Origin of the sequence: Bradyrhizobium sp. Y36, from assembly GCF_002531575.1 — a bacterium.
Taxonomy (GTDB): Bacteria; Pseudomonadota; Alphaproteobacteria; order Rhizobiales; family Xanthobacteraceae; genus Bradyrhizobium.
Genome location: NZ_NWTI01000001.1, coordinates 169,945 through 190,775, shown reverse-complemented (window position 1 = coordinate 190,775; position 20,831 = coordinate 169,945). Strand labels below are relative to the sequence as shown.

The 20,831-nt window shown below is 66.0% G+C and carries 21 protein-coding genes and 1 riboswitch; of the genes, 9 read left to right on the top strand and 12 right to left on the bottom strand.

The window, feature by feature from the left end; genetic code table 11:
- Positions 1 to 99 precede the first annotated feature (99 nt).
- Positions 100 to 903, top strand: a complete 804-nt coding sequence (locus tag CO669_RS00905; RefSeq protein WP_097657329.1) for an MOSC domain-containing protein — start codon at positions 100 to 102, stop codon at positions 901 to 903.
- A 138-nt stretch (positions 904 to 1,041) separates the two neighbouring features.
- Here the strand turns inward: CO669_RS00905 and CO669_RS00900 are convergent, their stop codons facing one another.
- Positions 1,042 to 1,725: an NlpC/P60 family protein gene (locus tag CO669_RS00900; protein WP_097657328.1), complete on the bottom strand. Its 684-nt coding sequence runs from the start codon at positions 1,723 to 1,725 to the stop codon at positions 1,042 to 1,044.
- Between the two features lie 215 nt (positions 1,726 to 1,940).
- Between CO669_RS00900 and CO669_RS00895 the strand changes: the two genes are divergently transcribed.
- A complete protein-coding gene (locus CO669_RS00895) occupies positions 1,941 to 2,804 on the top strand; it encodes an alpha/beta fold hydrolase (protein WP_097657327.1) in 864 nt (287 codons plus the stop codon).
- Between the two features lie 91 nt (positions 2,805 to 2,895).
- Here CO669_RS00895 and metW read toward each other — a convergent pair whose 3' ends face one another.
- Positions 2,896 to 3,558 carry a methionine biosynthesis protein MetW gene (gene metW, locus CO669_RS00890; RefSeq protein ID WP_198963748.1) on the bottom strand — a complete coding sequence of 221 codons (663 nt, stop codon included), beginning with the start codon at positions 3,556 to 3,558 and terminating at the stop codon, positions 2,896 to 2,898.
- A 1-nt stretch (position 3,559) separates the two neighbouring features.
- On the bottom strand, positions 3,560 to 4,756 hold the full coding sequence (metX, locus tag CO669_RS00885; RefSeq protein ID WP_097657827.1) for a homoserine O-acetyltransferase MetX: 1,197 nt from the start codon (positions 4,754 to 4,756) through the stop codon (positions 3,560 to 3,562).
- 89 nt (positions 4,757 to 4,845) lie between these two features.
- A riboswitch (SAM riboswitch) is annotated at positions 4,846 to 4,925 on the bottom strand.
- A gap of 156 nt (positions 4,926 to 5,081) precedes the next feature.
- Here metX and CO669_RS00880 point away from each other — a divergent pair.
- Genes CO669_RS00880 through CO669_RS00870 form a run of 3 tightly spaced genes read left to right on the top strand, consistent with a single transcriptional unit; the run spans position 5,082 to position 7,999 of the window.
- A complete protein-coding gene (locus CO669_RS00880) occupies positions 5,082 to 5,930 on the top strand; it encodes a chorismate mutase (RefSeq protein ID WP_097657325.1) in 849 nt (282 codons plus the stop codon).
- A 36-nt stretch (positions 5,931 to 5,966) separates the two neighbouring features.
- Complete coding sequence (hisC, locus tag CO669_RS00875; RefSeq protein WP_097657818.1) at positions 5,967 to 7,064, top strand: histidinol-phosphate transaminase; 1,098 nt, start codon at positions 5,967 to 5,969, stop codon at positions 7,062 to 7,064.
- On the top strand, positions 7,061 to 7,999 hold the full coding sequence (locus CO669_RS00870; RefSeq protein ID WP_097657324.1) for a prephenate/arogenate dehydrogenase family protein: 939 nt from the start codon (positions 7,061 to 7,063) through the stop codon (positions 7,997 to 7,999). The genes hisC and CO669_RS00870 overlap by 4 nt, the downstream gene beginning before the upstream one ends.
- Positions 8,000 to 8,017: 18 nt before the next feature.
- Here CO669_RS00870 and CO669_RS00865 read toward each other — a convergent pair whose 3' ends face one another.
- The 3 genes from CO669_RS00865 to CO669_RS00855 form a co-directional block, all read right to left on the bottom strand.
- Complete coding sequence (locus CO669_RS00865) at positions 8,018 to 9,586, bottom strand: hypothetical protein (RefSeq protein ID WP_198963747.1); 1,569 nt, start codon at positions 9,584 to 9,586, stop codon at positions 8,018 to 8,020.
- A 265-nt stretch (positions 9,587 to 9,851) separates the two neighbouring features.
- Positions 9,852 to 10,079, bottom strand: coding sequence for a hypothetical protein (locus CO669_RS00860; protein ID WP_097657322.1), 228 nt, complete (start codon positions 10,077 to 10,079; stop codon positions 9,852 to 9,854).
- 230 nt (positions 10,080 to 10,309) lie between these two features.
- Complete coding sequence (locus CO669_RS00855) at positions 10,310 to 11,494, bottom strand: DUF2125 domain-containing protein (RefSeq protein ID WP_097657321.1); 1,185 nt, start codon at positions 11,492 to 11,494, stop codon at positions 10,310 to 10,312.
- A gap of 110 nt (positions 11,495 to 11,604) precedes the next feature.
- Here CO669_RS00855 and CO669_RS00850 point away from each other — a divergent pair, with 110 nt between their 5' ends.
- Positions 11,605 to 12,216: a gamma-glutamylcyclotransferase gene (locus CO669_RS00850; RefSeq protein ID WP_198963746.1), complete on the top strand. Its 612-nt coding sequence runs from the start codon at positions 11,605 to 11,607 to the stop codon at positions 12,214 to 12,216.
- Here the strand turns inward: CO669_RS00850 and CO669_RS00845 are convergent.
- The 4 genes from CO669_RS00845 to ftsE all read right to left on the bottom strand — a co-directional run bounded on the left by CO669_RS00845 (position 12,213) and on the right by ftsE (position 15,418).
- Positions 12,213 to 12,986, bottom strand: a complete 774-nt coding sequence (locus CO669_RS00845; RefSeq protein ID WP_097657319.1) for a lysophospholipid acyltransferase family protein — start codon at positions 12,984 to 12,986, stop codon at positions 12,213 to 12,215. The genes CO669_RS00850 and CO669_RS00845 overlap by 4 nt on opposite strands.
- 34 nt (positions 12,987 to 13,020) lie before the next feature.
- Positions 13,021 to 13,725, bottom strand: coding sequence for a YdcF family protein (locus tag CO669_RS00840; RefSeq protein WP_097657318.1), 705 nt, complete (start codon positions 13,723 to 13,725; stop codon positions 13,021 to 13,023).
- A gap of 72 nt (positions 13,726 to 13,797) precedes the next feature.
- Positions 13,798 to 14,766 carry a cell division protein FtsX gene (locus tag CO669_RS00835; RefSeq protein ID WP_097657317.1) on the bottom strand — a complete coding sequence of 323 codons (969 nt, stop codon included), beginning with the start codon at positions 14,764 to 14,766 and terminating at the stop codon, positions 13,798 to 13,800.
- Entirely contained in the window at positions 14,759 to 15,418 is a 660-nt protein-coding gene (gene ftsE / locus CO669_RS00830) for a cell division ATP-binding protein FtsE (protein WP_063694655.1), read from the bottom strand. The genes CO669_RS00835 and ftsE overlap by 8 nt, the downstream gene beginning before the upstream one ends.
- Positions 15,419 to 15,622: 204 nt before the next feature.
- Between ftsE and CO669_RS00825 the strand changes: the two genes are divergently transcribed.
- Positions 15,623 to 16,501 carry an MJ0042-type zinc finger domain-containing protein gene (locus CO669_RS00825; RefSeq protein ID WP_198963745.1) on the top strand — a complete coding sequence of 293 codons (879 nt, stop codon included), beginning with the start codon at positions 15,623 to 15,625 and terminating at the stop codon, positions 16,499 to 16,501.
- 49 nt (positions 16,502 to 16,550) lie between these two features.
- Positions 16,551 to 16,925, top strand: a complete 375-nt coding sequence (locus tag CO669_RS00820) for a response regulator (protein WP_097657316.1) — start codon at positions 16,551 to 16,553, stop codon at positions 16,923 to 16,925.
- Between the two features lie 155 nt (positions 16,926 to 17,080).
- Here the strand turns inward: CO669_RS00820 and CO669_RS00815 are convergent, their stop codons facing one another.
- Positions 17,081 to 18,223: a DUF4175 family protein gene (locus CO669_RS00815; protein WP_097657315.1), complete on the bottom strand. Its 1,143-nt coding sequence runs from the start codon at positions 18,221 to 18,223 to the stop codon at positions 17,081 to 17,083.
- Positions 18,211 to 20,193 (bottom strand): TIGR02302 family protein, encoded by a 1,983-nt coding sequence (locus tag CO669_RS00810; RefSeq protein ID WP_097657314.1) that lies wholly within the window; start codon positions 20,191 to 20,193, stop codon positions 18,211 to 18,213. The genes CO669_RS00815 and CO669_RS00810 overlap by 13 nt, the downstream gene beginning before the upstream one ends.
- Positions 20,194 to 20,372: 179 nt before the next feature.
- Between CO669_RS00810 and CO669_RS00805 the strand changes: the two genes are divergently transcribed.
- A complete protein-coding gene (locus tag CO669_RS00805; protein ID WP_028134137.1) occupies positions 20,373 to 20,756 on the top strand; it encodes a carboxymuconolactone decarboxylase family protein in 384 nt (127 codons plus the stop codon).
- Positions 20,757 to 20,831: the final 75 nt, after the last annotated feature.

Here is a 20,831-nt window from a genome sequence, read left to right as displayed (position 1 = left end):
TGTGGGAAGCAGTTTGCGGATACGAAAGAGGCGCCTTCACAATTTCGTGCGCCGATCCGACGGCTTGGCGGGCGGCGGGCGAATCCCTTAAGTAACGCCATGACCCCTGCCGCAAAGCCAGCCAGCCAGACCGCCGAGATTACTGGCCTCTATCGCTACCCCGTTAAGGGCCTGACCCCTGAGCCCCTGCGCCGCGTCCCCTTGCGGACGGGCCAGACCCTGCCCGCCGACCGCCGCTACGCCATCGAGAACGGCCCGAGTGGCTTCGATCCCGAGCAGCCCGAGTGGAAGCCGAAAATCCAGTTCCTGATGCTCGCACGCAATGAGCGGCTGGCCGAGCTCGACAGCCGCTTCGACGATGCCAGCAATGTCCTGACCATCCGCAGGGGCGGCGAGACCGTCGCCAGCGGGGACCTCGAGACCGCGGCCGGGCGGGCCGCCATCGAGCGCTATTTCACCGAGAATTTTCAGCCCGAGCTGAAGGGGCCGCCGAAGCTGCTGTCCGGCCGCGACCACAGCTTCTCCGACGTCGCCCGCAAGGTGGTCTCCATCATCAACCTGAACAGCGTCCGCGCCATCGAGACCATGCTGGGCGGCACTGCCGTGCACCCCTTGCGCTTCCGCGCCAATCTCTACGTGACAGGCTGGCCGGCCTGGTCGGAGCTCGACCTCGTCGGCCAGACGCTCGCGATCGGGCAGGCCCGGCTGAAGGTGGTCAAGCGCATCGTCCGCTGCCCCGCCACCAATGTGGACCCGGTGACGGCCAAGCGCGATCTCGAGATCCCGCCGACGCTCTCGCGTCATCTCGGCCACATGGACTGCGGCATCTATGGCGAAGTCATCGCCGACGGCGAGATCGGTATCGGCGATTCGGTTGCGGTGGAACAGCCGAAGCTGCTGTGAGCTGGCACCGCTGCCGTAGGGTGGATTAGCTGAGCAGCTGCGCGAAGTGCAGTCGCTCAGCGTAATCCACCATGCTTCGTCGATCGCCGAATGAAGTTGGTGGATTACGCTTCGCTAATCCACCCTACGGCACCTTCCTCAATTCGGCATCACATAGGCATAGATCCGGCCGCGCGAGACCGGCGCCTCGCGGACGCGGTTGCCGTTGTTGCCGGAGATCATGATCGGATTGCCCTGCGCGTCGATGCCGGTGATGATGCCGACGTGGCCGCCGCGGCGGCCGCGCGACATCACCGCGATGGCGCCGACCTGCGGACCCGAAACACGCGTGCCGTAATGCGCGAACGAGTTCGCCATGTCCGATCCCGTACCCTGATGGCCGGTTTGCTGCAGCACCATGTTCATGAAGCGCGCGCACCACAGGCTGCCGCGCCCGGTCGGATTGCCGCCGATGTAGCGGCGCGCCTCGGACACGAGGCCCGATCCGCCGCCGAAGCCGCCGTTCGCGGTCGTTTCGCTACCGGCCGTCGCGACGTTAACCCTGGTCTTCGCTACGCCGCTGTTGGTGTTCGGATCGTAGCTGGCCTGCGTGTCGGCAAACACGCTCGCCTGCAACTGCGCCGCGCTGCGCTCGAAGCGCGAGCTGCGGGCATGATGGCGGACATGATGATGCCTGGCATGGTGCACGGAAGCGTGCCGCTCTGCGCTATGACGATGATGCGGCCGCGCTGAGGCCGGAGAAACGAATGCGGCAATCGCCGCGGAGAAAATCGCCAGCGCGACAACACAACGCGACAGGCGAGACGCAAACAACTCAACCATTCTTCATCCTTCTTGACACCCCACTTCCCGCCGGCCCGTGCAAGGACCGACATCCGTCTGGCCGTTAAGCCGCCGGATGTGGCGAGAAAAAGACGCGGGCCGCCCGCGAATGGCTGTGATGATTTTGTGCCGACACTGGTCCAATGCTGCCGCATTGCGGACAACAGCATTAACTGCAATCCTGCAAAGGCGGCTTGAAGAGAGGGAAACGGTTAATGCCCCACGCCACGACCAGGGACGACGTCCGCATCTATTTCGAAGAAGCGGGTCAGGGAACGCCGATTATTTTTCTGCACGAGTTCGCGGCCGACTACTCCAATTGGGAGCCGCAGATGCGCTACTTCTCGCGTGGCCACCGCTGCATCACCTATTCGGCGCGCGGCTACACGCCCTCGGATGTGCCTGACGGCGAGGTCTACAGCTACGAACATTTCTACACCGACGCGCTGGCCGTGCTCGATCATCTCGGGATCGAGCGCGCGCATCTCGTGGGCCTGTCGATGGGCGCCTATTCGGCGCTGCAGATCGGATTGAACGCGCAGCAGCGCGCGCTGTCGATGACGCTCGCCGGCGTCGGCTCTGGTTCGGAGCTCGAGACCCTCGACAATTGGCGCAAGCAGTGCCGAGCCAATGCCGAACAATTCGCGACGCTGGGCTCGGCCGAAGTCGCGAAGATCACGCGCGAGGCGCCGAGCCGGATTCCCTTCCTGGTGAAGGATCCGCGCGGTCATGCGGATTTCTACGCCGCGCTGGCGCGGCACGACGCCAGGGGCTCGGCCAACACGATGCGCGGCTTCCAGGGCGGCAGGCCTTCGATCTACACGATGTCCGACGCGATCAGGAAGGTGACGACGCCGGCACTGATCATCTGCGGTGACGAGGACGATCCCTGCGTCGCGCCGAGCCTGTTCCTGAAGAAGCACCTGCCCGCCGCCGGGCTCGCGATGTTTCCGAAGTCCGGCCACGTGCTCAATCTCGAGGAGCCCGCCCTGTTCAACGAGAGCGTGGAGCGCTTCGTCACACTGGTGGAAGCGGGGCGCTGGCCGGTGCGGGATCCCAGGTCGCTGGCTGTCGGTTAGCTCGTCATTCCGGGATGGTCCGAAGGAGCAGACCCGGAATCTCGAGATTCCGGGTTCGCTCTTCGAGCGCCCCGGAATGACGCCTGCGGCGTCATTTCCCCCCGCCGCGGCTCAGCAGAAACACGCCCTGCTCGCCGAACATGTTCCACACCCACCAGGGCAGGTTCAGCGGCACCGGGCGGCCGTAGAGGTCGAGCGCGACCGCGCGCTCCATCTTGACGTTGATCTCGTCGCAGAGCTGCACGAAATCCTTGATGGTGCAGAAGTGGATGTTGGCGGTGTCGTACCAGGTCGCCGGCAGATTCTCGGTGCGCGGCATGTGGCCGCCGATCAGCAGCTGCAGCCGCATCTTCCAGAAGCCGAAATTCGGGAACGAGACGATGGCGCGGCGGCCGATGCGCAGCAGGTTTTCCAGCACCACCCGCGGCTGCCGCGTCGCCTGCAGCGTCTGCGACAGGATCACGTAGTCGAAGGCGTCGTCGGGATAATTGACGAGGTCGGTGTCGGCGTCGCCCTGCACCACCGCAAGGCCCTTGGCGACGCAGCGGTTGACGCCCTCGCGCGACAGCTCGATGCCGCGGCCGTCGATGCCTCGGGTCTCCAGCAGCTGAAGCAAATCGCCCTCGCCGCAGCCGACGTCGAGCACCTTCGAACCCGGCTTGACCATGTCGGCGACCAGCAGATGGTCGGCGCGAAACTGACCGGACGATCCGGTCGCAAGGCCGCCCAGCGGCAATACTTCCTGCACAGACATGCTAGCCATCCTTCAGTCCACGCGCCTTGCCTGCCGATTGCAGGAAGGCGCGGGAGATATCGAAGAATTCGGGAACGTCGAGCAGGAAGGCGTCGTGGCCGCGATCGGTCTCGATCTCGGCGAACGACACCCGTGCGCTCGACGCATTCAGCGCATGCACCAGCGCGCGCGATTCCGAGGTCGGAAACAGCCAGTCGCTGGTGAAGGAGACCACGCAGAAGCGCGTCTTGATGTCCGCGAACGCCTTCGCGAGCACGCCGCCATGGTCGGCGGCGATGTCGAAATAGTCCATCGCGCGCGTCAGATAGAGATAGGCGTTGGCGTCGAAGCGCTCGACGAAGGAGGAGCCCTGATAGCGCAGATAGGACTCGACCTGGAAATCGGCGTCGAACGAGAAGGTCGGCAGCTCGCGGTCCTGCATGCGGCGGCCGAACTTGCGATGCAGCGCCGCGTCCGAGAGATAGGTGATGTGCGCCGCCATCCGCGCCACCGCGAGCCCGCGATGCGGATGGATGCCCTGATCGGCATAGCCGCCGCCGTGCCAATCCGGATCGGCCATCACGGCCTGGCGGCCGAGCTCGTGGAAGGCGATGTTCTGCGCCGAGTGCCGCGTCGCGCAGGCAATCGCCAGCGCGGAGAACACGCGGGACGGATAGGCCGCGGTCCATTGCAGCACCTGCATGCCGCCCATCGAGCCGCCGACGACCGCAAACAGCGTGTCGATGCCGAGCCGGTCGATCAGCATGGCCTGCGCGCGCACCATGTCGGGGATGGTGATGACAGGGAATTCCAGGCCCCAGACCTTGCCGGTGGCGGGATTGATCGACGCCGGCCCCGTCGAGCCCATGCAGCCGCCGATCACGTTGGAGCAGATGATGAAGTAGTTCTTGGGATCAATGGGGCGGCCGGGGCCGACCAGGGTTTCCCACCAGCCGGGCTTGCCGGTGACGGGATGCACATTGGCGACATGCTGATCGCCGGTCAGCGCATGACAGATCAGGACCGCGTTGGAGCGATCGGCGTTGAGCTCGCCATAGGTCTGATAGGCGATCTGGAACGGAGTGAGATCCACGCCGCAATCCAGCCGCAGCGGCTGCTCGGCGCCGAAATGCGCGACCTGCGAGCTCGGATGATCCACCTCATGCGACCGCTCGTCGGCGCTGATCGCAGGACTCGGTATCGACTTGACGCCATCCATGACCATCGACCTCGTTTGCGATCAAACGCGTGATCGCCACTTGCATCAGGCCATGAAAAACCCGGCCTGAACGATAGGTTCGGCCGGGATCGGAAGCGTCCCCGGCCTGTTTAGCGAGTTTTTTAACGTGGCTGCAAGCCGGCCGGCTCAAATGACCACGGAACGGAGAAAAACTACCGTCTTGGGCGGTTTTCGTCAAGTCACGGCCCGGATCGGCCCAATTCGCCTCCGCCGCGGCGACCGAGAGGGACGTCATTTCTCTTTGCTTTCACCGCCCCGACTGCCTAATCAGGACATCCCCCATCGGAACAATCGACAGCCCGACATGTCCCAACGTCCGCCCGCGCCACCATCGCTGCAGGAACTGCGCAAGGAGATCGACGCGATCGACGAGGGCATGCATCGCCTGTTGATGCAGCGCGGCGACATCATCGACCGCCTGATCCAGGTGAAGCAGACCCAGGAGGTCGGCTCCGCGTTCCGCCCGGCGCGCGAAGCCTCGATGATGCGCGAGCTCGTGCAGCGTCATCGCGGCATCCTGCCGCTCGACACGGTCGAGAGCATCTGGCGCGTCATCATCTCGACCTTCACTTACGTGCAGGCGCCGTTCTCCGTGCATGCCGACATCTCGGCCAGCGAGGCGGCGATGCGCGATTCCGTGCGCTTCCATTTCGGCTTCACCGTGCCCTACGTCGCGCATTTCAGCGCACAGGCCGCGGTCGAGGCGGTGGCGAAATCCAAGGGCGATCTGGCAATGGTCTCGGCCACCTCCAGCCGCACGCCGTGGTGGCTGGAGCTGGAAGCGGAGGGCGCGCCGAAGATCATCGCGCGGATGCCCTTCATCGAGCGTGCCGACCATCCGGCCGCCCTGCCGGTGTTCGCGATCTCGCGCGTCGCCGACAGCGCCCTGGTGACCGAAGTCGAGACCTTCAGCGTACGCGTCTCCGGGTGGAACGCCGAGGTCGCCCGCGCCCTGTCGCCGCTCGCGGAGATCGTGGCGGTACCGGACACCGCCTTTGACGGCGCTGCATTGCTGGTCTCGGTCACGAGCGCGACCAGCATCGATAAAATCAGGGCTGCCCTGATCGAGGCGGGGGCCTCGGTACGCTCCACGGCCCTCGTCGGCAGCCACGCAACGCGCTATACGGTGCCCCCGACCGGGCCAAAATCGTAAATCGCGTACCGCTTAGAGCCACTTTCGGAGTTGAAGATGTCCCGCCCCGTGCCGAATCCCGGCATTCTCGATATTGCGCCTTACACGCCCGGCAAGAGTCCGGTGGCGGAGCCGGGCCGCAAGGTGTTCAAGCTCTCGGCCAACGAGACGCCGTTCGGGCCCTCGCCCAAGGCGATCGAGGCGTTCAAGCACGTGGCGGACCACCTGGAAGACTATCCGGAAGGGACCTCGCGCGTGCTGCGCGAGGCGATCGGCCGCTCCTTCGGGCTCGATCCCAACCGCATCATCTGCGGCGCGGGCTCGGACGAGATCCTCAACCTGCTCGCCCACACCTATCTCAGCCACGGCGACGAGGCGATCTCCACCACCCACGGCTTCCTAGTCTATCCGATCGCGACCATGGCGGTCGGCGCCAAGAACGTCGTCGCGCAGGAGACCAACCTCACCTGCAACGTCGATGCCATCCTCAAGGCGGTGACGCCGAAGACCAAGCTGGTCTGGCTCGCCAACCCCAACAACCCGACCGGGACCTATGTGCCGTTCGACGAGGTCAAGCGCCTGCGCGCCGGCCTGCCCTCGCACGTGCTGTTGGTGCTCGACGCCGCCTATAGCGACTACGTTTCCCGTAACGACTATGAAATGGGAATCGAGCTGGTCGCCACCACCGAGAACACGGTGGTGACGCACACCTTCTCCAAGATCCACGGCCTTGCCGCGCTGCGCATCGGCTGGATGTTCGGCCCCGAGCACATCATCGACGCGGTCAACCGCATTCGCGGTCCCTTCAACGTATCGACGCCGGCGATGTACGCGGCCGTTGCCGCGATCGAGGACACAGCGCACCAGGCGATGTCGAAGCAGTTCACCGAGACCTGGCGCAACTGGCTCACCGAGGAGATCGGCAGGCTCGGGCTGAGGGTGACGCCGAGCGTCGCCAATTTCGTGCTGATCCACTTCCCGACTGACAAGGGCAAGACCGCCGACGACGCCGATGCCTTCCTCACCAAGCGCGGCCTCGTGCTGCGCGCGCTGAAGAATTACGGCCTGCCGCATTCGCTGCGCATGACCATCGGCACCGAGGAGGCCAACCGCCTCGTCGTCGATGGCTTGCGCGACTTCATGGCCGGCAAATGAGTGCGCAGGCGCACTTTCAGCGCTTCGCGCTGATCGGCTTCGGGCTGATCGGCGGCTCGATCGCGCGCGCTGCGAAGCTCCAGGGGCTGGCCGGCGAGATCGTCACCACCGCGCGCTCGGAGAAGACCCGGGCGCGGGTGATGGAGCTCGGTATCGTCGACCAGGTCGTGGCGACCAATGCGGAAGCGGTGAAGGATGCCGATCTCGTCATCCTCTGCATTCCCGTCGGCGCCTGCGGGCCGGTGGCGCAGGAGATCGCGCCGCATCTGAAGCCCGGCGCCGTTGTCTCCGACGTCGGCTCGGTGAAGGGCGCGATCGTCAGGGACATGGCGCCGCATCTGCCGAAGACCGTCCATTTCGTGCCGGCGCACCCCGTCGCGGGCACCGAGCATTCGGGGCCGGATTCCGGCTTTGCCGAGCTCTTTATCAATCGCTGGTGCATCCTCACTCCGCCGGAAGGCGTCGACGCCGCGGCGACCGATCGCTTGCGCGCCTTCTGGGCGGCGATGGGCGCCAAGGTCGAAGTGATGACGCCGGATCATCATGATCTCGTGCTCGCGATCACCAGCCATCTGCCGCATCTGATCGCCTACACCATCGTCGGCACCGCCGACGAACTGGCGCAGGTGACGGAATCGGAAGTCATCAAGTTCTCCGCCGGCGGTTTCCGCGATTTCACCCGCATCGCGGCGTCCGATCCGACGATGTGGCGCGACGTCTTCCTCGCCAACAAGGAGGCGGTGCTGGAGATGCTCGGCACCTTCACCGAGGATCTCGCCAAGCTGACCCGCGCGATCCGCCGCGGCGACGGCGAGGCGCTGTTCGACCACTTCACCCGCACCCGCGCCATCCGCCGCGGCATCGTCGAGATCGGCCAGGACTCGGCGGCCGCCGATTTCGGCCGCCAGCATGGCCAGCTCGGCAACAAGCCGTAGCGCTGACGGCCGCCCGCGTCAGAACGGATAATAGCGGATCTGCGTCATGACGACGTTGTCGTCCGTCCTCGGCGCACCGCCGACTCCGGCAAACGCGAACCGCTGCGTATGGGAATACTGCACCCCGGCTTTGAGCGTGCCGTAATTGCCCTGGTAAATGGTGTCGTAGATCCCGGCCGTGATCTGACGAACCTCCCTGGTGTTGCCGTTGCAGGTCGCGGCCGGCGAGCTCTCGATGCCGCAGCCGGTGTTGTTGTAGAGCGGATTGCCGTAGCCGAACGGCACCGTACCGACGTTGGCGAAGTTCGCCTTGGCCTTCTCCAGACCCGCGTAGCTGTAGACATCGAGGCTCGGCGTCGCATGCCAGATCAGGCCGACGGCGGCCGCCGTGATGGTGAGGGGCAGCAGAGTGCCGTCCTGTGCCACCGCCGCGTCGGGGAATGGCGTCGCCGTGAAGCGGCCGAGCACGCCGTGCGAGCCGTAGAGCTGCAGATCGAGCGTTTTCGGAATCAGCTCGGCATAGATGTGGCCGCCAAAACTCCCTGTGTCATAGGTGTGATTGGCATCGTTGAAGCGGTCGAACAGCTGGCGATAGAGCGCCCAGGCCTCGACATGCAGCTTGTAGGGGCCGAGCCGCGGATCCCAGGCCGCCTTCACCGTCACATCAGGCACCTGGTTCAGACTGACATTGTTGAGGTTGTTGAAGAAGCTGCCGCCCGGTCCGGTCAGATTGACCTGAAGGTTCGGATTGAGCACGCCTTGCGGGCCCACTGCGGGCGTGCCGACGGCCGGCACGTTGCCGCCGAAGAATGCGGTCTGGGCGTTCTCGACAGATGCTGCCAGCTTGAACTCCGGTCCGAAGTCCTGCCAAACGCGCAAGCCCGGTTGGCGCGCCGCCAGGAATCCCGGAACGGATTCGAAGTCGATCACGCCGGGCGCATCGACGCCGCGCGGGTCGATGCCCGACTTGCTCGGCGCGTTCAGCGACCATGATTGTCCGGCGAGAAAGTGAAGCCCGAGATCGCTGCGATCGACCTCGAGGCTGAGCTGACGCATGCGCGGGTTGAACGAGTTGGTCGCCACCGAGCTCGCCGTCTGCGCCGCGCCCTCGAAGTCGATCTCGCCATAGCCGGCAAGATGCGTGTCCGCGCCGGCGTTGCCCTCGGCCAGCACCGAGAACCGGCTCTGGCGCGCGGAGAAGCGCGTTTCCGGAATGTTGAAGTTGCGACTCTGCTGATAGGGGATGAAGTTGTAGACCGAGCCGGTGTCGGAGGCGAGATTGCGCGAGCGGTAGATGCCGGTGAGATCGACCCAGCCGCCGAATGTCAGCGTGATGCCCTTGTAGCAGACCTTGCCGGCCGCACAGGGATCGACGGGCAGCGCCTTGTATGTCGCCGGCATCGGAGCCGCCTTCGCCTGCGCTTCAACCTGGCGCGTCTTGCGCGCCTCCTGGTCCACCCGCTGCTGCAGCTCCTTCAGCTTGGCTTTCAACGACTGGATTTCGGTTGCGACATTGTCGTCGGCACGCGCCGCGCCCGAACAGGCAGCGACGATGCCCAGCATCAGTCCGCACGTGATGATCCGCACTTGAACCTCCCTCCTCTTGGGAAGCCTGTTGGTTTCCGCGTGCCGTCTCCGGCAGCTGCATGCTTCCCTGACGAGGAGTGATTGAAAGCCGGCTGCGGTTATTCGCGGCGAAGCGCATCTTCTGCATCACGTTTTCCTGACGATCTCGTTCGGAATATCTGCGCGGCCTGGTCGATCGCGTCGCTCTTGTCCCGGATTGTGCGCATTGGGCCCGGCCGGGGCATGGCCGGGCCCGCTTTCGCGACGGGCAAGCGATGGACGGCGGCTATTTGCCCTTGGTCGCGCGCATCACCGTGGGACGCGGTGATTTCGGTGAGGGAACTAACGCCATCGTGTCCCGCGTCGCGGGGCTCGCGAGGCTGCGATCGCCATTCGGATACATCGAGGCGTAGGCAGCCGGCTCCTGCATTTGCCACTGCCACTGCGCGAGCGCCGGTGTCACGGACGCGGCCGAGATGGCGACGGCGGCAACGAACAGCTTGGACTTGGTCATGGTAGTCTCTCCTGCCTGGGCGGCCCGCATCATCGTGCGGCCGACATGGAGAGAGAGCGGCGTTGCCGGCCCCGCATTCCCGCGCGTACCATCACGATCCGGCGAAGCAATCGTGACGACAAATCGTGGTGAGTTCGCAGCCCGGATGCAGCGAAGCGCAATCCGGGACAGTGTCAGTCGCGGCCCAAATCCCGGATTTCGCTTCGCTGCATCCGGGCTACAGGCGGCGCCTAATACAGCGGCGGAATCTGCCCGACCTTGACCGGGCCGAGCAGCACGGCGCCGTCGACGAACTTCAACGGGAAGCTCCTCGCCTTCTTGCCTTCCAGCGTGCTCTCGGCGCCGATCGAATTGATGCCGGCGGCAAGGCCCGCATTGGCGTTTTGCTTGATGACCTTGCCGAGGCCGGGAACGGCGCGGTCGAGCGCGCCGAACAGATTGTTGAGGTCCTGCGACTTCACGCCGGGCGCGACGCGATCGAGCGTTGCCTGCGGCACGCCCTCCTCCAGCATCTTCTCGATGCCGAGCGCCGGGATCACGCGCTCGAGGCCCGTCACCGTCATCTGCAATTCACCATCGAGGCGGCCATTGGCGGAGAGGCCGAGCGTGCCGGCCGCAACCGCGATCATCTCGCCCTGCTGGATCCGCGACTGCACGATCTCGATATGGCCGCCGGCCGCCTGGATCTCGCGGAAGCGCTGCGGCCAGGGCTTTGGCGTGAGATCGGACAGGCCGGTGATCTTGGCCCGCGTGTCGGCCTCGAACGGCTCTGCGAGCAAGGGGTGGACGCCCTGGATGCTGCCTTGCGCGACGTGGGCAACGGTTTCGATCACGGGATGATCGGCCGGCGAGCCGTCCGCGAGACGGCCGTGCAGCTCGATCTGCTTGGCCCGCGCCAGCGGCACCTGCATGCTGCCGTCGAGCCTGTTGAGGGTGGGATCGTCGAACACGATGGAGGCGCGGTCCGGCACGGCCGGCAGGCCGACCACGCTGCTGCGGCCCTTGCTCCAGTTCACCACGAAGGTGTTTTGCGTGACGCCGTCGGTCAGCGTCGCGGGCGAGGAGAATTCGGCGATGACGAGCTTGGGATCGTACACCTGCGCAACGACCAGGATGTTGTCGAGCTTTGCCGTGAACGGCGTCTTGCTCGCATTCTGCGACACCAGGGCGACGCTGGCGCCCGAGCACTGGACCTCGAAGCGGAACGGGAAGCCGGCGATCGAGCGCTTGGTGCAATCATAGATGCGGCCGGACTTGGCCTCCTGCGCCCGCCAAGCGTCCGCCGCCACTTCGGCCTGCGAGGCCGCATAGAACCAGAAGCAGCTCCACGCGACGGCGAGGACCAGGACGAAGACGGGTGCGATGAAAAGGCCCCAGCGGGAGCGACGGCCTGCGGCAACGTTCATATTGGACATGCGGCGACCCTTTGACCCCGGATTTTGGCAAATGTAAGCGAGGCCGCACCGTGGCGATAGGCGGAGAATTCACTTCGCTTGGAGGCGCGGTTCTGGTAGCCGTGCCCGAAATGTCGGAAATTACCCTTCCCTCCGTCACCACCGCCAAGGGCGACCTCTGGGTGTTCGGCTACGGTTCGCTGATGTGGCGGCCGGGCTTCGAGTTCGAGGAGCGCGTCCCGGCGCGGCTGGTCGGCGAGCATCGTGCGCTCTGCGTCTATTCCTTCGTGCATCGCGGCACGCCGGAAAAGCCGGGCCTGGTGCTTGGGCTCGACCGCGGCGGCGCCTGCCGCGGCATCGCCTTCCGCGTCGCCGAGCGGAATCGCGTAGACGTCGTCGCTTACCTTCGGGCGCGTGAACAGGTCACGTCGGTCTATCGCGAGGTGATGCGCTCGGTCTGGCTGGAGAACGATGCGCGGGCGCGCGTCTCCGCGCTCGCCTATGTCGTCGACCGCGGTCATGTGCAATATGCCGGCCGGCTTTCGCTCGCCGAGCAGCACCGCCATGTCGTCCAGGGCCACGGCCAGTCCGGCGCCAACCGCGACTACGTCACCGCGACGGTGAAGGCGATCGAGGCCGAAGGCTTTCGCGACACGCAGCTGCATCAGCTTGCGACCATGCTGCATGGTGATGGGCATTCCCTGCACGCGCCGCCGCCCGCCGAAGGCCGCGAAAATCGCTAACCACCGGTCGGCGCGTAGCCGGGCGCCGAGCCGATCAATTGCTCCTGCTCCTTCCGGCCTGCTTCGACGAGGCGGCCAGTCGCATCCTCGATCGCGCCTTGCACCCGGGAGAGAAACTCGTCCTTCGGCAGGCCCGGCGGCAGCGGCTCGAGAAACTCGACCACCAGCGTGCCGGGATAACGCATGAAGGTGCGGCGCGGCCAGAACAGGCCGGAATTGAGCGCGATCGGCAGACACGCCACGCCGCAGGACGAATAGATCTGCGCAAAGCCGGTCTTGTAGTCGGCCGGTGCGCCCGGAGCGCGGCGCGTGCCTTCCGGAAAGATGACGAGTTGCTTGCCGCTGCGCACCGCCTCGCGCGCCCGCCGCGTCATGTCGAGCAGCGCCTTCACGCCGGCCTTGCGGTCGATCGCGATCATCCCGGTCTTGACCAGGAACTGACCGAATACCGGGATCTGCATCAGCTGGCGCTTGAGGATGAAGATCGGACGATTGAAGAATCCGGGCAGCACGAACGTCTCCCAGAACGACTGGTGCTTGGCCACGATCACCAGCGGTCCTTCCGGGATGTGCTCGACACCGCGGAATTCCACCTTGATGTTGCAGACCACGCGCATCAGGACCAGCGTCGCCTTGGCCCACCATTCCGCGATCGTCAGCATGGCGCGGGGCGGCAGTGCGAAGGTCGGCAGCGCCACGATCGCGAGGCAGACCAGCACGGCATAGAACAGCACGTTGAACACGAGCGAGCGCAGGAAAATCAGGAACATCGAGTATCCGATTAATTTGCCGGTCAATTCGCGGTCAGTTGGCCTGGGCGGTGGCGGGCCGCCTCGGTTGCTGACCTGCAGGCTGCTCCGACATCTCGGGCGAAAGGTCAATCCCGAAATCCTCCAGCCGCACCCTGAGCTCGGCCGCGATGTACTTGACATATTCCGACATCAGCAGCCGCAGGGTGGAGGCCGAGGTCCACCACGGCTCCTCGCGCCATTTGTCCCCGACCACCGCGAACGGAATCAGCGTCGTCTGCGGCATCGCATGCGAGAATTCCACCAGCGCACGCGGCATGTGGTAGTTCGAGGTGACCACGATCAGCGACTTGAACCGGCGTCCCTCGGCCCAGCGCCGCGCCTCCGCCGCGTTGCCGCGGGTCGAGAGCGCGGTGCGGTCGAGATCGACGCAGCAGGTCATGAAGGACTGGTTCTCCGGCAACGTGCGGGAGATGTCGCTCGCGGTCGACGTCGGATGCACGCCGGAAATCAACAGCCGCTTGCCGTAGCCGGCAGCGAGCAGCTCCATCGCATCCGACACCCGCGAGGAGCCGCCGGTCAGCACCACGATGCCGTCAGCCTTGCTGCTTGGCGCGATCTCGGCGCCGCGCAATTGCGACAGGAACGCGATGAAGCCCGCCGCAGCGCCGACGAAGGCGAGCGCAATCGTCGACACGATTGTCGCGCGCAGCCAGCCGCGCGGCAGTTTCGGCGATCGATCGTCGGTCGGCGAGCTCATGTGATGTCGGTCATCCCTTCCCTAAGCGATTTTATGACGTTTTGAGGCGAAGTGGAGTCCGGTTTATCAGGCCTAGTCGACGTCATTCAACGTCGCGAACAGCGTCTGGCGCGAGGCCACAGCGGTGATCGCGCCGATCAGCACGGCCTGGACCGCGAGCACGATGTAGCCGGATGGCCGCAGCGAGAAGGTGCCGAGCAGCGCGGCGAACTGGTCGCCGACGGGGGTGCCGGAGAACCAGCCGGCGATCGACTCGGAGAAGCCGAACACCAGCATGGCGGCGCCGCCGCCGATGACGCCGCCCTCGAGGCCGAGCCTGAGGAAATGACGCAGGAAATGATTGGCAATGTAGCGGTCGCCGGCGCCGACGAAATGCAGCACCTCGACGATCGGACGGTTCGCGGCCATGGCGCCGCGGGTCGCGAACGAGACCGAGATGATGGTGGCGACGATGACCAGCGCGAGGATGCCGAGCCCCGCGAGCACAGTGGCGTTGGTCATCGAGCGCATGCGCTCGATCCAGGCGCGGTGATCGTCGACGCTGGCGCTTGGCGCGACCTGGGTCACCCGCGCGCGCAGGGCGCCGAGGTCGAGCGGCGTGCCGGGCTGCACCCGCGCAATGATCATGCGCGGCACCGGCAGATCGTCCATCGACAGGCCGGTGCCGAGCCAGGGCTCGAGCAGCTTGCCGCTCTCCTCCTTGCTGAACGGCTTGACCTCGACGACGCCGGCCTGTGCGCGCATCGCCTCGATCACGGCCGCGGTGTCGCGGTCGAGATCGCGCCCCGTTTGCGGACGGACCTGAATGGTGATTTCGCTCGCGACGTCCGACTGCCATTCCGCGGCGGAGGCGCTGACCAGGAGCACCGTGCCGGTGGTCATCGACGCCAGGAAGGTCATGATGGCGACGACGGCGACCAGCGCGCGGCCGTGGATCGAGGCGCGCGGCACGATCGGCGACATGTTGCGCGCCTTGGCCGGAAGCTGCGGACGCTCCTGTCCGAGATCGACCAGCACGCCGCGCTCGTCGGTCCTATTCATAGACGTGCAGCCGTCCCTGGTGCAGCACCAGCCGCCGTGCCTCGTACTGGTCCATCAGGCCGATGTCGTGGGTCGCGATGATGACGGCGGTGCCGGATTTGTTGAGCTCGATGAAGAGCCGCAGCAGGCGGCGTCCGAGCGTCGGATCGACGCTGCCGGTCGGCTCGTCCGCGAGCAGCAGTTGCGGCCGCGAGATCACGGCGCGCGCGATCGCGGCGCGCTGCTTCTCGCCGCCCGACAGGATCGGCGGCAGCGCGTCCATGCGCTCGCCAAGCCCGACCCAGCGCAGCAGATCGATCACCTCCTTGCGATAGCTCGACTCGCTGCGTCCCATGACGCGGAACGGCAGCGCGACGTTTTCATAGGTCGTCATATGGTCGAGCAGGCGGAAGTCCTGGAGCACGATGCCGATGCGCTTGCGCAAATCGGCGATCTCGTCCTTGCCGAGCTGCGAGATGTCGTGCCCGAACAGATTGACGAGGCCGCGCGTCGGCCGGTGCGACAGGAACAACAGGCGCAGCAGCGAGGTTTTGCCGGCACCCGACGGGCCGGTGAGGAACTGGAACGAATGCGCCGGGATCTGGAAGCTGAGGTCGCGCAGGATCTCCGGCCCCAGACCGTAACGCAATCCGACATTTTCGAACCGAACCAAGTTCAGCTCCGTTCGAGAGGGGGCGCGGGTCGCATGGCTGCGCTCCGCCATGCGCGATCCACGGGTTTTGCCGCCGTTATGGTTTCCGGTTCGTTAACGGTCGGCCTGTAGCATATTTGGCAGCATCGTGGCCGTCCCGTCCTTCCCGGCGGGTCATTGGTCAAGACCTCGTTCAAGTCCCGGTTCATGCATCAAGGCTCGTCCATGCATATCGTCTGCCCCCATTGTATGACATCCTACGCCATCAAGCTTGCGAGCCTTGGGGCGAACGGGCGGGCGGTCCGCTGTTCCCGTTGCAAGGAGACCTGGATCGCCCATGCCGAGGATGCCATCGAGGAGGCATCCGTCCCGGCCATGGCGGCAGCCAGCCAGGCCGACGACCAATCCGATCTCGCCGAACAGTGGAACTCCTATGCCAAGGACGAGAGCGCGGCTGACGCGCCCGTCGTCGACAGCCCCTCGATCGCCAGCGACTGGCCCGATGAAGAGGCCAAGGAGACCGAGGACGAATGGTCAGCGGCTGCCCGGGCGGCCGAGGAGGAGGTCGTCGGCGCCCAGCACCAGTCCTGGTTCCGTGGCCTGTTCGGCCGTCGCGGTGCACGAGTCAGCCGGCCGGTCGCCACCGCGTCGCCCAAAAAATCCTATTTCGGCCTGCCGACCGCCTGCGCCGCCATGGGCGCGCTGGTGCTGGCGCTGGTGATCTGGCGCGGCGACATGGTGCGGCTGCTGCCGCAGACGGCGGCGTTCTACAAGATGGTCGGGCTCGAAGTGAATCTGCGGGGCCTCGCCTTCAAGGACGTCAAGCTGTCCAGCGAGACCGTTGACGGTAAGCAGGTGCTGGTGATCGAGGGCGTAATCGTCGGTGAAGGCAAGAAGCCGCTGGACATCCCGCGGCTGCGCTTCGCCGTGCGCGACGCGCAAGGCGCGGAGATCTACGCCTGGAATACGGTGCTGGAGCAGACCGTGCTGCGGCCCGGCGAGCGCGCCTTCTTCCGCTCCCGCCTCGCCTCGCCGCCGCCGGAGGGCCGCAATATCGACGTCCGCTTCTTCAATCGGCGCGACATTGCCGGCGGCAGCGTATAATCAGCTTGCACAGTCCTGCACGGGAAGGTTCGCCCCAAGGGTTGATCTGATGCCCAAGATCCTGATCGCCGACGACGAGGATTCGATGCGCCAGCTGGTGGCGCGCGCCATCGCCATGGACGGCCACCAGACCGTCACCGCGCAAGACGGCGCCGAGGCGCTGGAGATCCTGACCCGCGAGGACGGTGCCTTCGACCTGCTGCTCACCGACATCCAGATGCCTGTCATGGACGGCATCGCTCTCGCGCTCTCCGCCGCGCGCGATTTCCCCGAGCTGACCATCCTCTTGATGACCGGCTACGCCGACCAGCGCGAGCGCGCCTCGAACCTCAATGCGCTAGTGCACGACGTCGTGACGAAGCCGTTCTCGGTCGCGGATATCCGCACCGCCGTGGCCGATGCGCTGGCGGCGAAGAAGGCGTAGCGGCGGGCGACCTTAACCGCACATTCCGCTGTCATGCCCCGCAAAGGCGGGGCATCCAGTACGCCGCGGCGAACGTGGTGCGAACGAGATCTCCAACGAAGGCTTCTGGAATACTGGATCGCCCGCCTGCGCGGGCGATGACACCTAATGTGGGATCAAAAATCCTTGAGCAGCCGCTCGATGTAATCGAGCTCGATCTGCGGGCGCGAGCTGTCGCCGAGGCGGCGGCGGAGCTCTTCGAGGATGCGGCGGACGCGCTGGGCGTCGATCTCGCCGGGAATCTTGACGGAGTAGTCGTCGCTGAGATCGCGACCGTGAAGCGGGCGCCCCAGCGGATCGGTCTGATTGCCGCCGCTCTGCTGACGGCCGGCGCGATTGCCGGGACCATCGCCCTGCCCGTCGCCATCGCCCTGCTGCATCGCCTCGGCCATCTTCTGCGCGCCCTTGCGCATGGCGTCGAGGGCCTTGCCCTGCGAGTCCACGGCACCGTCGGCATTGCCTTCGCCGAGCTTCGAGCCGGCATCGCCCATGGCGCCGTCGGCGGCGTCGAGACTGCCGTCGTCATCGCCCTGGTCGCCGTCCTGATCGCCGCTCTGGCCCGGGTCGCCCTGCTGGCCCTTCTGACCCTGCTGCCCTTTCTGGCCCTTTTGTCCCTTCTGCGCGAGGCCGCGCTTGGCGAGCTCGTCCTGCAGCTTCTTCAGGCGGTCGCGCAGCGACTGCTGATCCTGCTGCAGGTCCGACATCGACTGGTCGCCCTGCTTGCCGCGCGAGCGGTCGCGCCGGGAGTCCTGGCCCTGCTTGAAGGTCTTGTCGCGCAATTGCTGCTGCTTGCGGATCATGTCGCTGAGCTCGTTCAGCGCCTGCTCCATCTCGCTCTCGCCGGATTGCCCGGGCTGCGCCATCTGGAGATTTTCCATGATCTGCGCGAGCTGCTCCAGCATGCGCTGGGCCGCCTCCTTATTGCCTTCGCGCGCGGCTTTCTCGATCTGCTTCAGCAATTCGTCGAGATCGCGCTGCGTGATGACGTTGCGGTCTCGGCTGGAGGATTGGCTTCGTTCCGTGGCCCGCTTGTACTCCTCGAGCCTCTGGATGGCGTCGGACTGGTTGCCGAGGCTCTTGCCGGATTCCTTCTGCCTGAGGCTGTCGCCGGACTCCTGCATCGCCTTTTCGGCGCTGTCGAGCAGCGCGTCGGGATCCTGATCCAGCTGGGCAACGGCCGGCGAGACACCGCCGAGCAGCAGAGCGAGGCAGGCGATCGACATCGCCTTCAAGACTGGCACGCGCGCTAGCTTCCGCATTTCCGGTCCCGCGTAAACTGGTTGGTCTTGTCGTCCCCCGCCTTGTTGGCCCGGCTGTTCGCCGACTTCCGATAGGCCTGAAGCTGCTCGCGCAACGCGTCCTGCTGCTGCGCCAGCTCTGCGAGCTGCTCAGCCGTCGCGTGCTGGGTCTTCTGTCGCAGCTCGACAGCCTTGTCGAGGATGAGCTGGACCTCGGCCGGGAACGGCTGCCGCGGTCCGAGCGGATTCTGCTCGGCGCGACGGGCGAGATCCCGCACCTTGCCGGCCATGGCCTCACGAAGCTTTTGCGTCAGCACCTTCAGCTCGTCCTCGCTGGCACCACGGTCCAGCGCCGCCTTGAGCGCGTCCTGCGCCGAGCGCAGCGCGGCGTTGACGCTGCCGGCGACGCCGTCGTCCTCGATGGTGGTCGCGAAGGCCCACATGCTCGCCACCACATTGCGCAGCGCATCGTCGGTGCGGGCAGCTTCGAGCTGGGTCGCAAGGCTCCGGAGGCCGAGATAGCAGCCCGCATCCGGCGTGAACAATTCGGGCGCGATCATCAGCGCGTCGAGCGCGGTGTAGACCTCCGAATTCTTGTTGGCGTCGAGCGCGAGGATGCGGCGCTGCTCGATCAGCGCGCGCGCGAGCGAGTTGGTAAACAGACGCTCGGGCAGACGCATGTTGAAGGGTTCGCTCCTGGCCTCGTTGCCGGCCTCGTCCTTGGCGGTGAGGGTCAGCGTAACGTCGGCGCCGGCATAGGGGTCCTCGCTGAGGTCCTTCACCGTCTGGCCGACGCCGTTGCGGGTGCGCGCGTTCGGCAGCACCAGCGGGAATTGCGGCGGCTCGAACAAAGGTCGCGCCGCGGTCTTGGCGTCGGAGTTCTTGGCATCGAAGTTCTTGGCGTCGGAATTCTTGCCGTCAGCCCCCTTGCCGCCGTCCTTGGCATCGTCCGGACGCAGGGCGATGTGCGCATCCGCGCCGGTCACGCCGTAATCGTCCTCGATCTTGTAGGAGAGCTGAAGCCCGCCGCGCGCCTGGCGCTCGGGATCCTTGGCCAGCGCGATCGTCGGTGCACGGTCCGGGGTTGCCGCGAACGCCCATTGCGGCTGGCCGGAGGGCGCGCGGACATGCGCGGTGCCGTCGGCGGTGATGGTGAAATGCTTCTCGTTGGTGCCCTTGGGTGCGGCCTCCGTGGGGGCAACCTCCTTGAGGCCGCTGGAGACGACGACATCGAGGGCGCCGCCGGAGGAGCGCACGATCAGGGTCGAGCCGGCGGGAACGGCAAGCGGGCCGGACGCGGGCAGCGCGGCGGCCTCCTTGTTGGCCGCCGACAGGATGATCGGCGGCTTGCCGGTGTAGAGCGGCGGGGTGACCCAGGCATCGACGCGAACATTGGCCGGGGCCAGCACGCCGTTCCAGTCGAAGGCCGCGCCGAGCCGCATCGCGCGCTCGTCGCCGGCGGCGAAGAAGGTCGCAACCAGCATCACCATGACCAGCGCGCGCAGCGCCCAGGGGTCATGCAGCGCCAGCCGCGGATGCGGCAAACCGGCGCGGATGCGCCTGAGCGAGGCCAGCGTGCGCTCGCGCTGCGCCTGCCACAATGCCTGTGCGACCGGATCCTGCGAGGACAGCGTGTCCGTCAGCGTGGTGGCCGGGCGGTGACGGATGCCGGAGCCGCGGTCCAGCCGGCCAAGTGCCTCCCCGCGGCTCGGCCAGCGGTAGCGAATCAGGGGCAACAGCGCGGCAATCGCAATGCCGGCGAAGATGAAGAGGCCGATGGCACGGGCAATGAACGGCAGCGCCAGCCAGAGGCCGGCCCAGGACACCACCAGGAACAGCCCGATGACGGTCAGAAGCCGCGCCAGATGCGGCCAGGCACGCTCCCACGCGATGGCATAAATGGCCCGATCGAGGGCCTGCGCCAGCTTCAGCCGCGACAGAGCATCACTGTTGCGGGTCGGGTCTGACGGGTCGGGGGTGACGCCGTTCAATCAACTCTCCAGGTTGCCCGGTCGAGAAGAGCCTATCACAACGGCAGCACTGAGGCATCCGTTCCGGTACGGGAGACACCCCTTTTCCCGCATAACACGAGGACGTGACTGGCCCCGCCCAACCCCGTAATTTCCGCGCGCCACCCAAGGGAAATGCAGGGAAAAGCGGAGGGAACGACATGGACAAGAAGATGCACGACAAGGGCCTGGAAGTCCGCAAAGCGGTGCTGGGGGAAGCCTATGTCAACAACGCCTTGAAGAACGTCGACGATTTCAACCGTCCGTTCCAGGAGATGCTGAACGAATATTGCTGGGGCACCGTGTGGGGCCGCGAGGAGCTGCCGCGCAAGACCCGCAGCATGCTCAACATCGCCATGATCGCGATCCTCAACCGCCAGCACGAATTCCGCGCGCATCTGAAGGGCGCGCTCACCAACGGCGTCACCCGCGAGGAGATCCGCGAAATCCTGATGCAGGTCGCGATCTACGGCGGCATGCCCGCCGCCGTCGACAGCTTCCGCATCGCGCGCGAGGTGTTCGCGGAAATCGACGGGAAGGCGTGAGACTTAGCGCCAATCTGCATCGTCATCCCGGACAAGCGGAGCGCAGATCCGGGATCCAAAACTACAGGGAGACGT

Excerpts from the sequence above, each read along its gene's own strand:
- CO669_RS00905 (WP_097657329.1), top strand. The coding sequence starts at position 100 with ATGACCCCTGCCGCAAAGCCAGCCAGCCAGACCGCCGAGATTACTGGC.
- CO669_RS00900 (WP_097657328.1), bottom strand. The coding sequence starts at position 1,725 with ATGGTTGAGTTGTTTGCGTCTCGCCTGTCGCGTTGTGTTGTCGCGCTG.
- CO669_RS00895 (WP_097657327.1), top strand. The coding sequence starts at position 1,941 with ATGCCCCACGCCACGACCAGGGACGACGTCCGCATCTATTTCGAAGAA.
- metW (WP_198963748.1), bottom strand. The coding sequence starts at position 3,558 with ATGTCTGTGCAGGAAGTATTGCCGCTGGGCGGCCTTGCGACCGGATCG.
- metX (WP_097657827.1), bottom strand. The coding sequence starts at position 4,756 with ATGGATGGCGTCAAGTCGATACCGAGTCCTGCGATCAGCGCCGACGAG.
- CO669_RS00880 (WP_097657325.1), top strand. The coding sequence starts at position 5,082 with ATGTCCCAACGTCCGCCCGCGCCACCATCGCTGCAGGAACTGCGCAAG.
- hisC (WP_097657818.1), top strand. The coding sequence starts at position 5,967 with ATGTCCCGCCCCGTGCCGAATCCCGGCATTCTCGATATTGCGCCTTAC.
- CO669_RS00870 (WP_097657324.1), top strand. The coding sequence starts at position 7,061 with ATGAGTGCGCAGGCGCACTTTCAGCGCTTCGCGCTGATCGGCTTCGGG.
- CO669_RS00860 (WP_097657322.1), bottom strand. The coding sequence starts at position 10,079 with ATGACCAAGTCCAAGCTGTTCGTTGCCGCCGTCGCCATCTCGGCCGCG.
- CO669_RS00855 (WP_097657321.1), bottom strand. The coding sequence starts at position 11,494 with ATGTCCAATATGAACGTTGCCGCAGGCCGTCGCTCCCGCTGGGGCCTT.
- CO669_RS00850 (WP_198963746.1), top strand. The coding sequence starts at position 11,605 with ATGTCGGAAATTACCCTTCCCTCCGTCACCACCGCCAAGGGCGACCTC.
- CO669_RS00845 (WP_097657319.1), bottom strand. The coding sequence starts at position 12,986 with ATGTTCCTGATTTTCCTGCGCTCGCTCGTGTTCAACGTGCTGTTCTAT.
- CO669_RS00840 (WP_097657318.1), bottom strand. The coding sequence starts at position 13,725 with ATGAGCTCGCCGACCGACGATCGATCGCCGAAACTGCCGCGCGGCTGG.
- CO669_RS00835 (WP_097657317.1), bottom strand. The coding sequence starts at position 14,766 with ATGAATAGGACCGACGAGCGCGGCGTGCTGGTCGATCTCGGACAGGAG.
- CO669_RS00825 (WP_198963745.1), top strand. The coding sequence starts at position 15,623 with ATGCATATCGTCTGCCCCCATTGTATGACATCCTACGCCATCAAGCTT.
- CO669_RS00820 (WP_097657316.1), top strand. The coding sequence starts at position 16,551 with ATGCCCAAGATCCTGATCGCCGACGACGAGGATTCGATGCGCCAGCTG.
- CO669_RS00815 (WP_097657315.1), bottom strand. The coding sequence starts at position 18,223 with ATGCGGAAGCTAGCGCGCGTGCCAGTCTTGAAGGCGATGTCGATCGCC.
- CO669_RS00805 (WP_028134137.1), top strand. The coding sequence starts at position 20,373 with ATGGACAAGAAGATGCACGACAAGGGCCTGGAAGTCCGCAAAGCGGTG.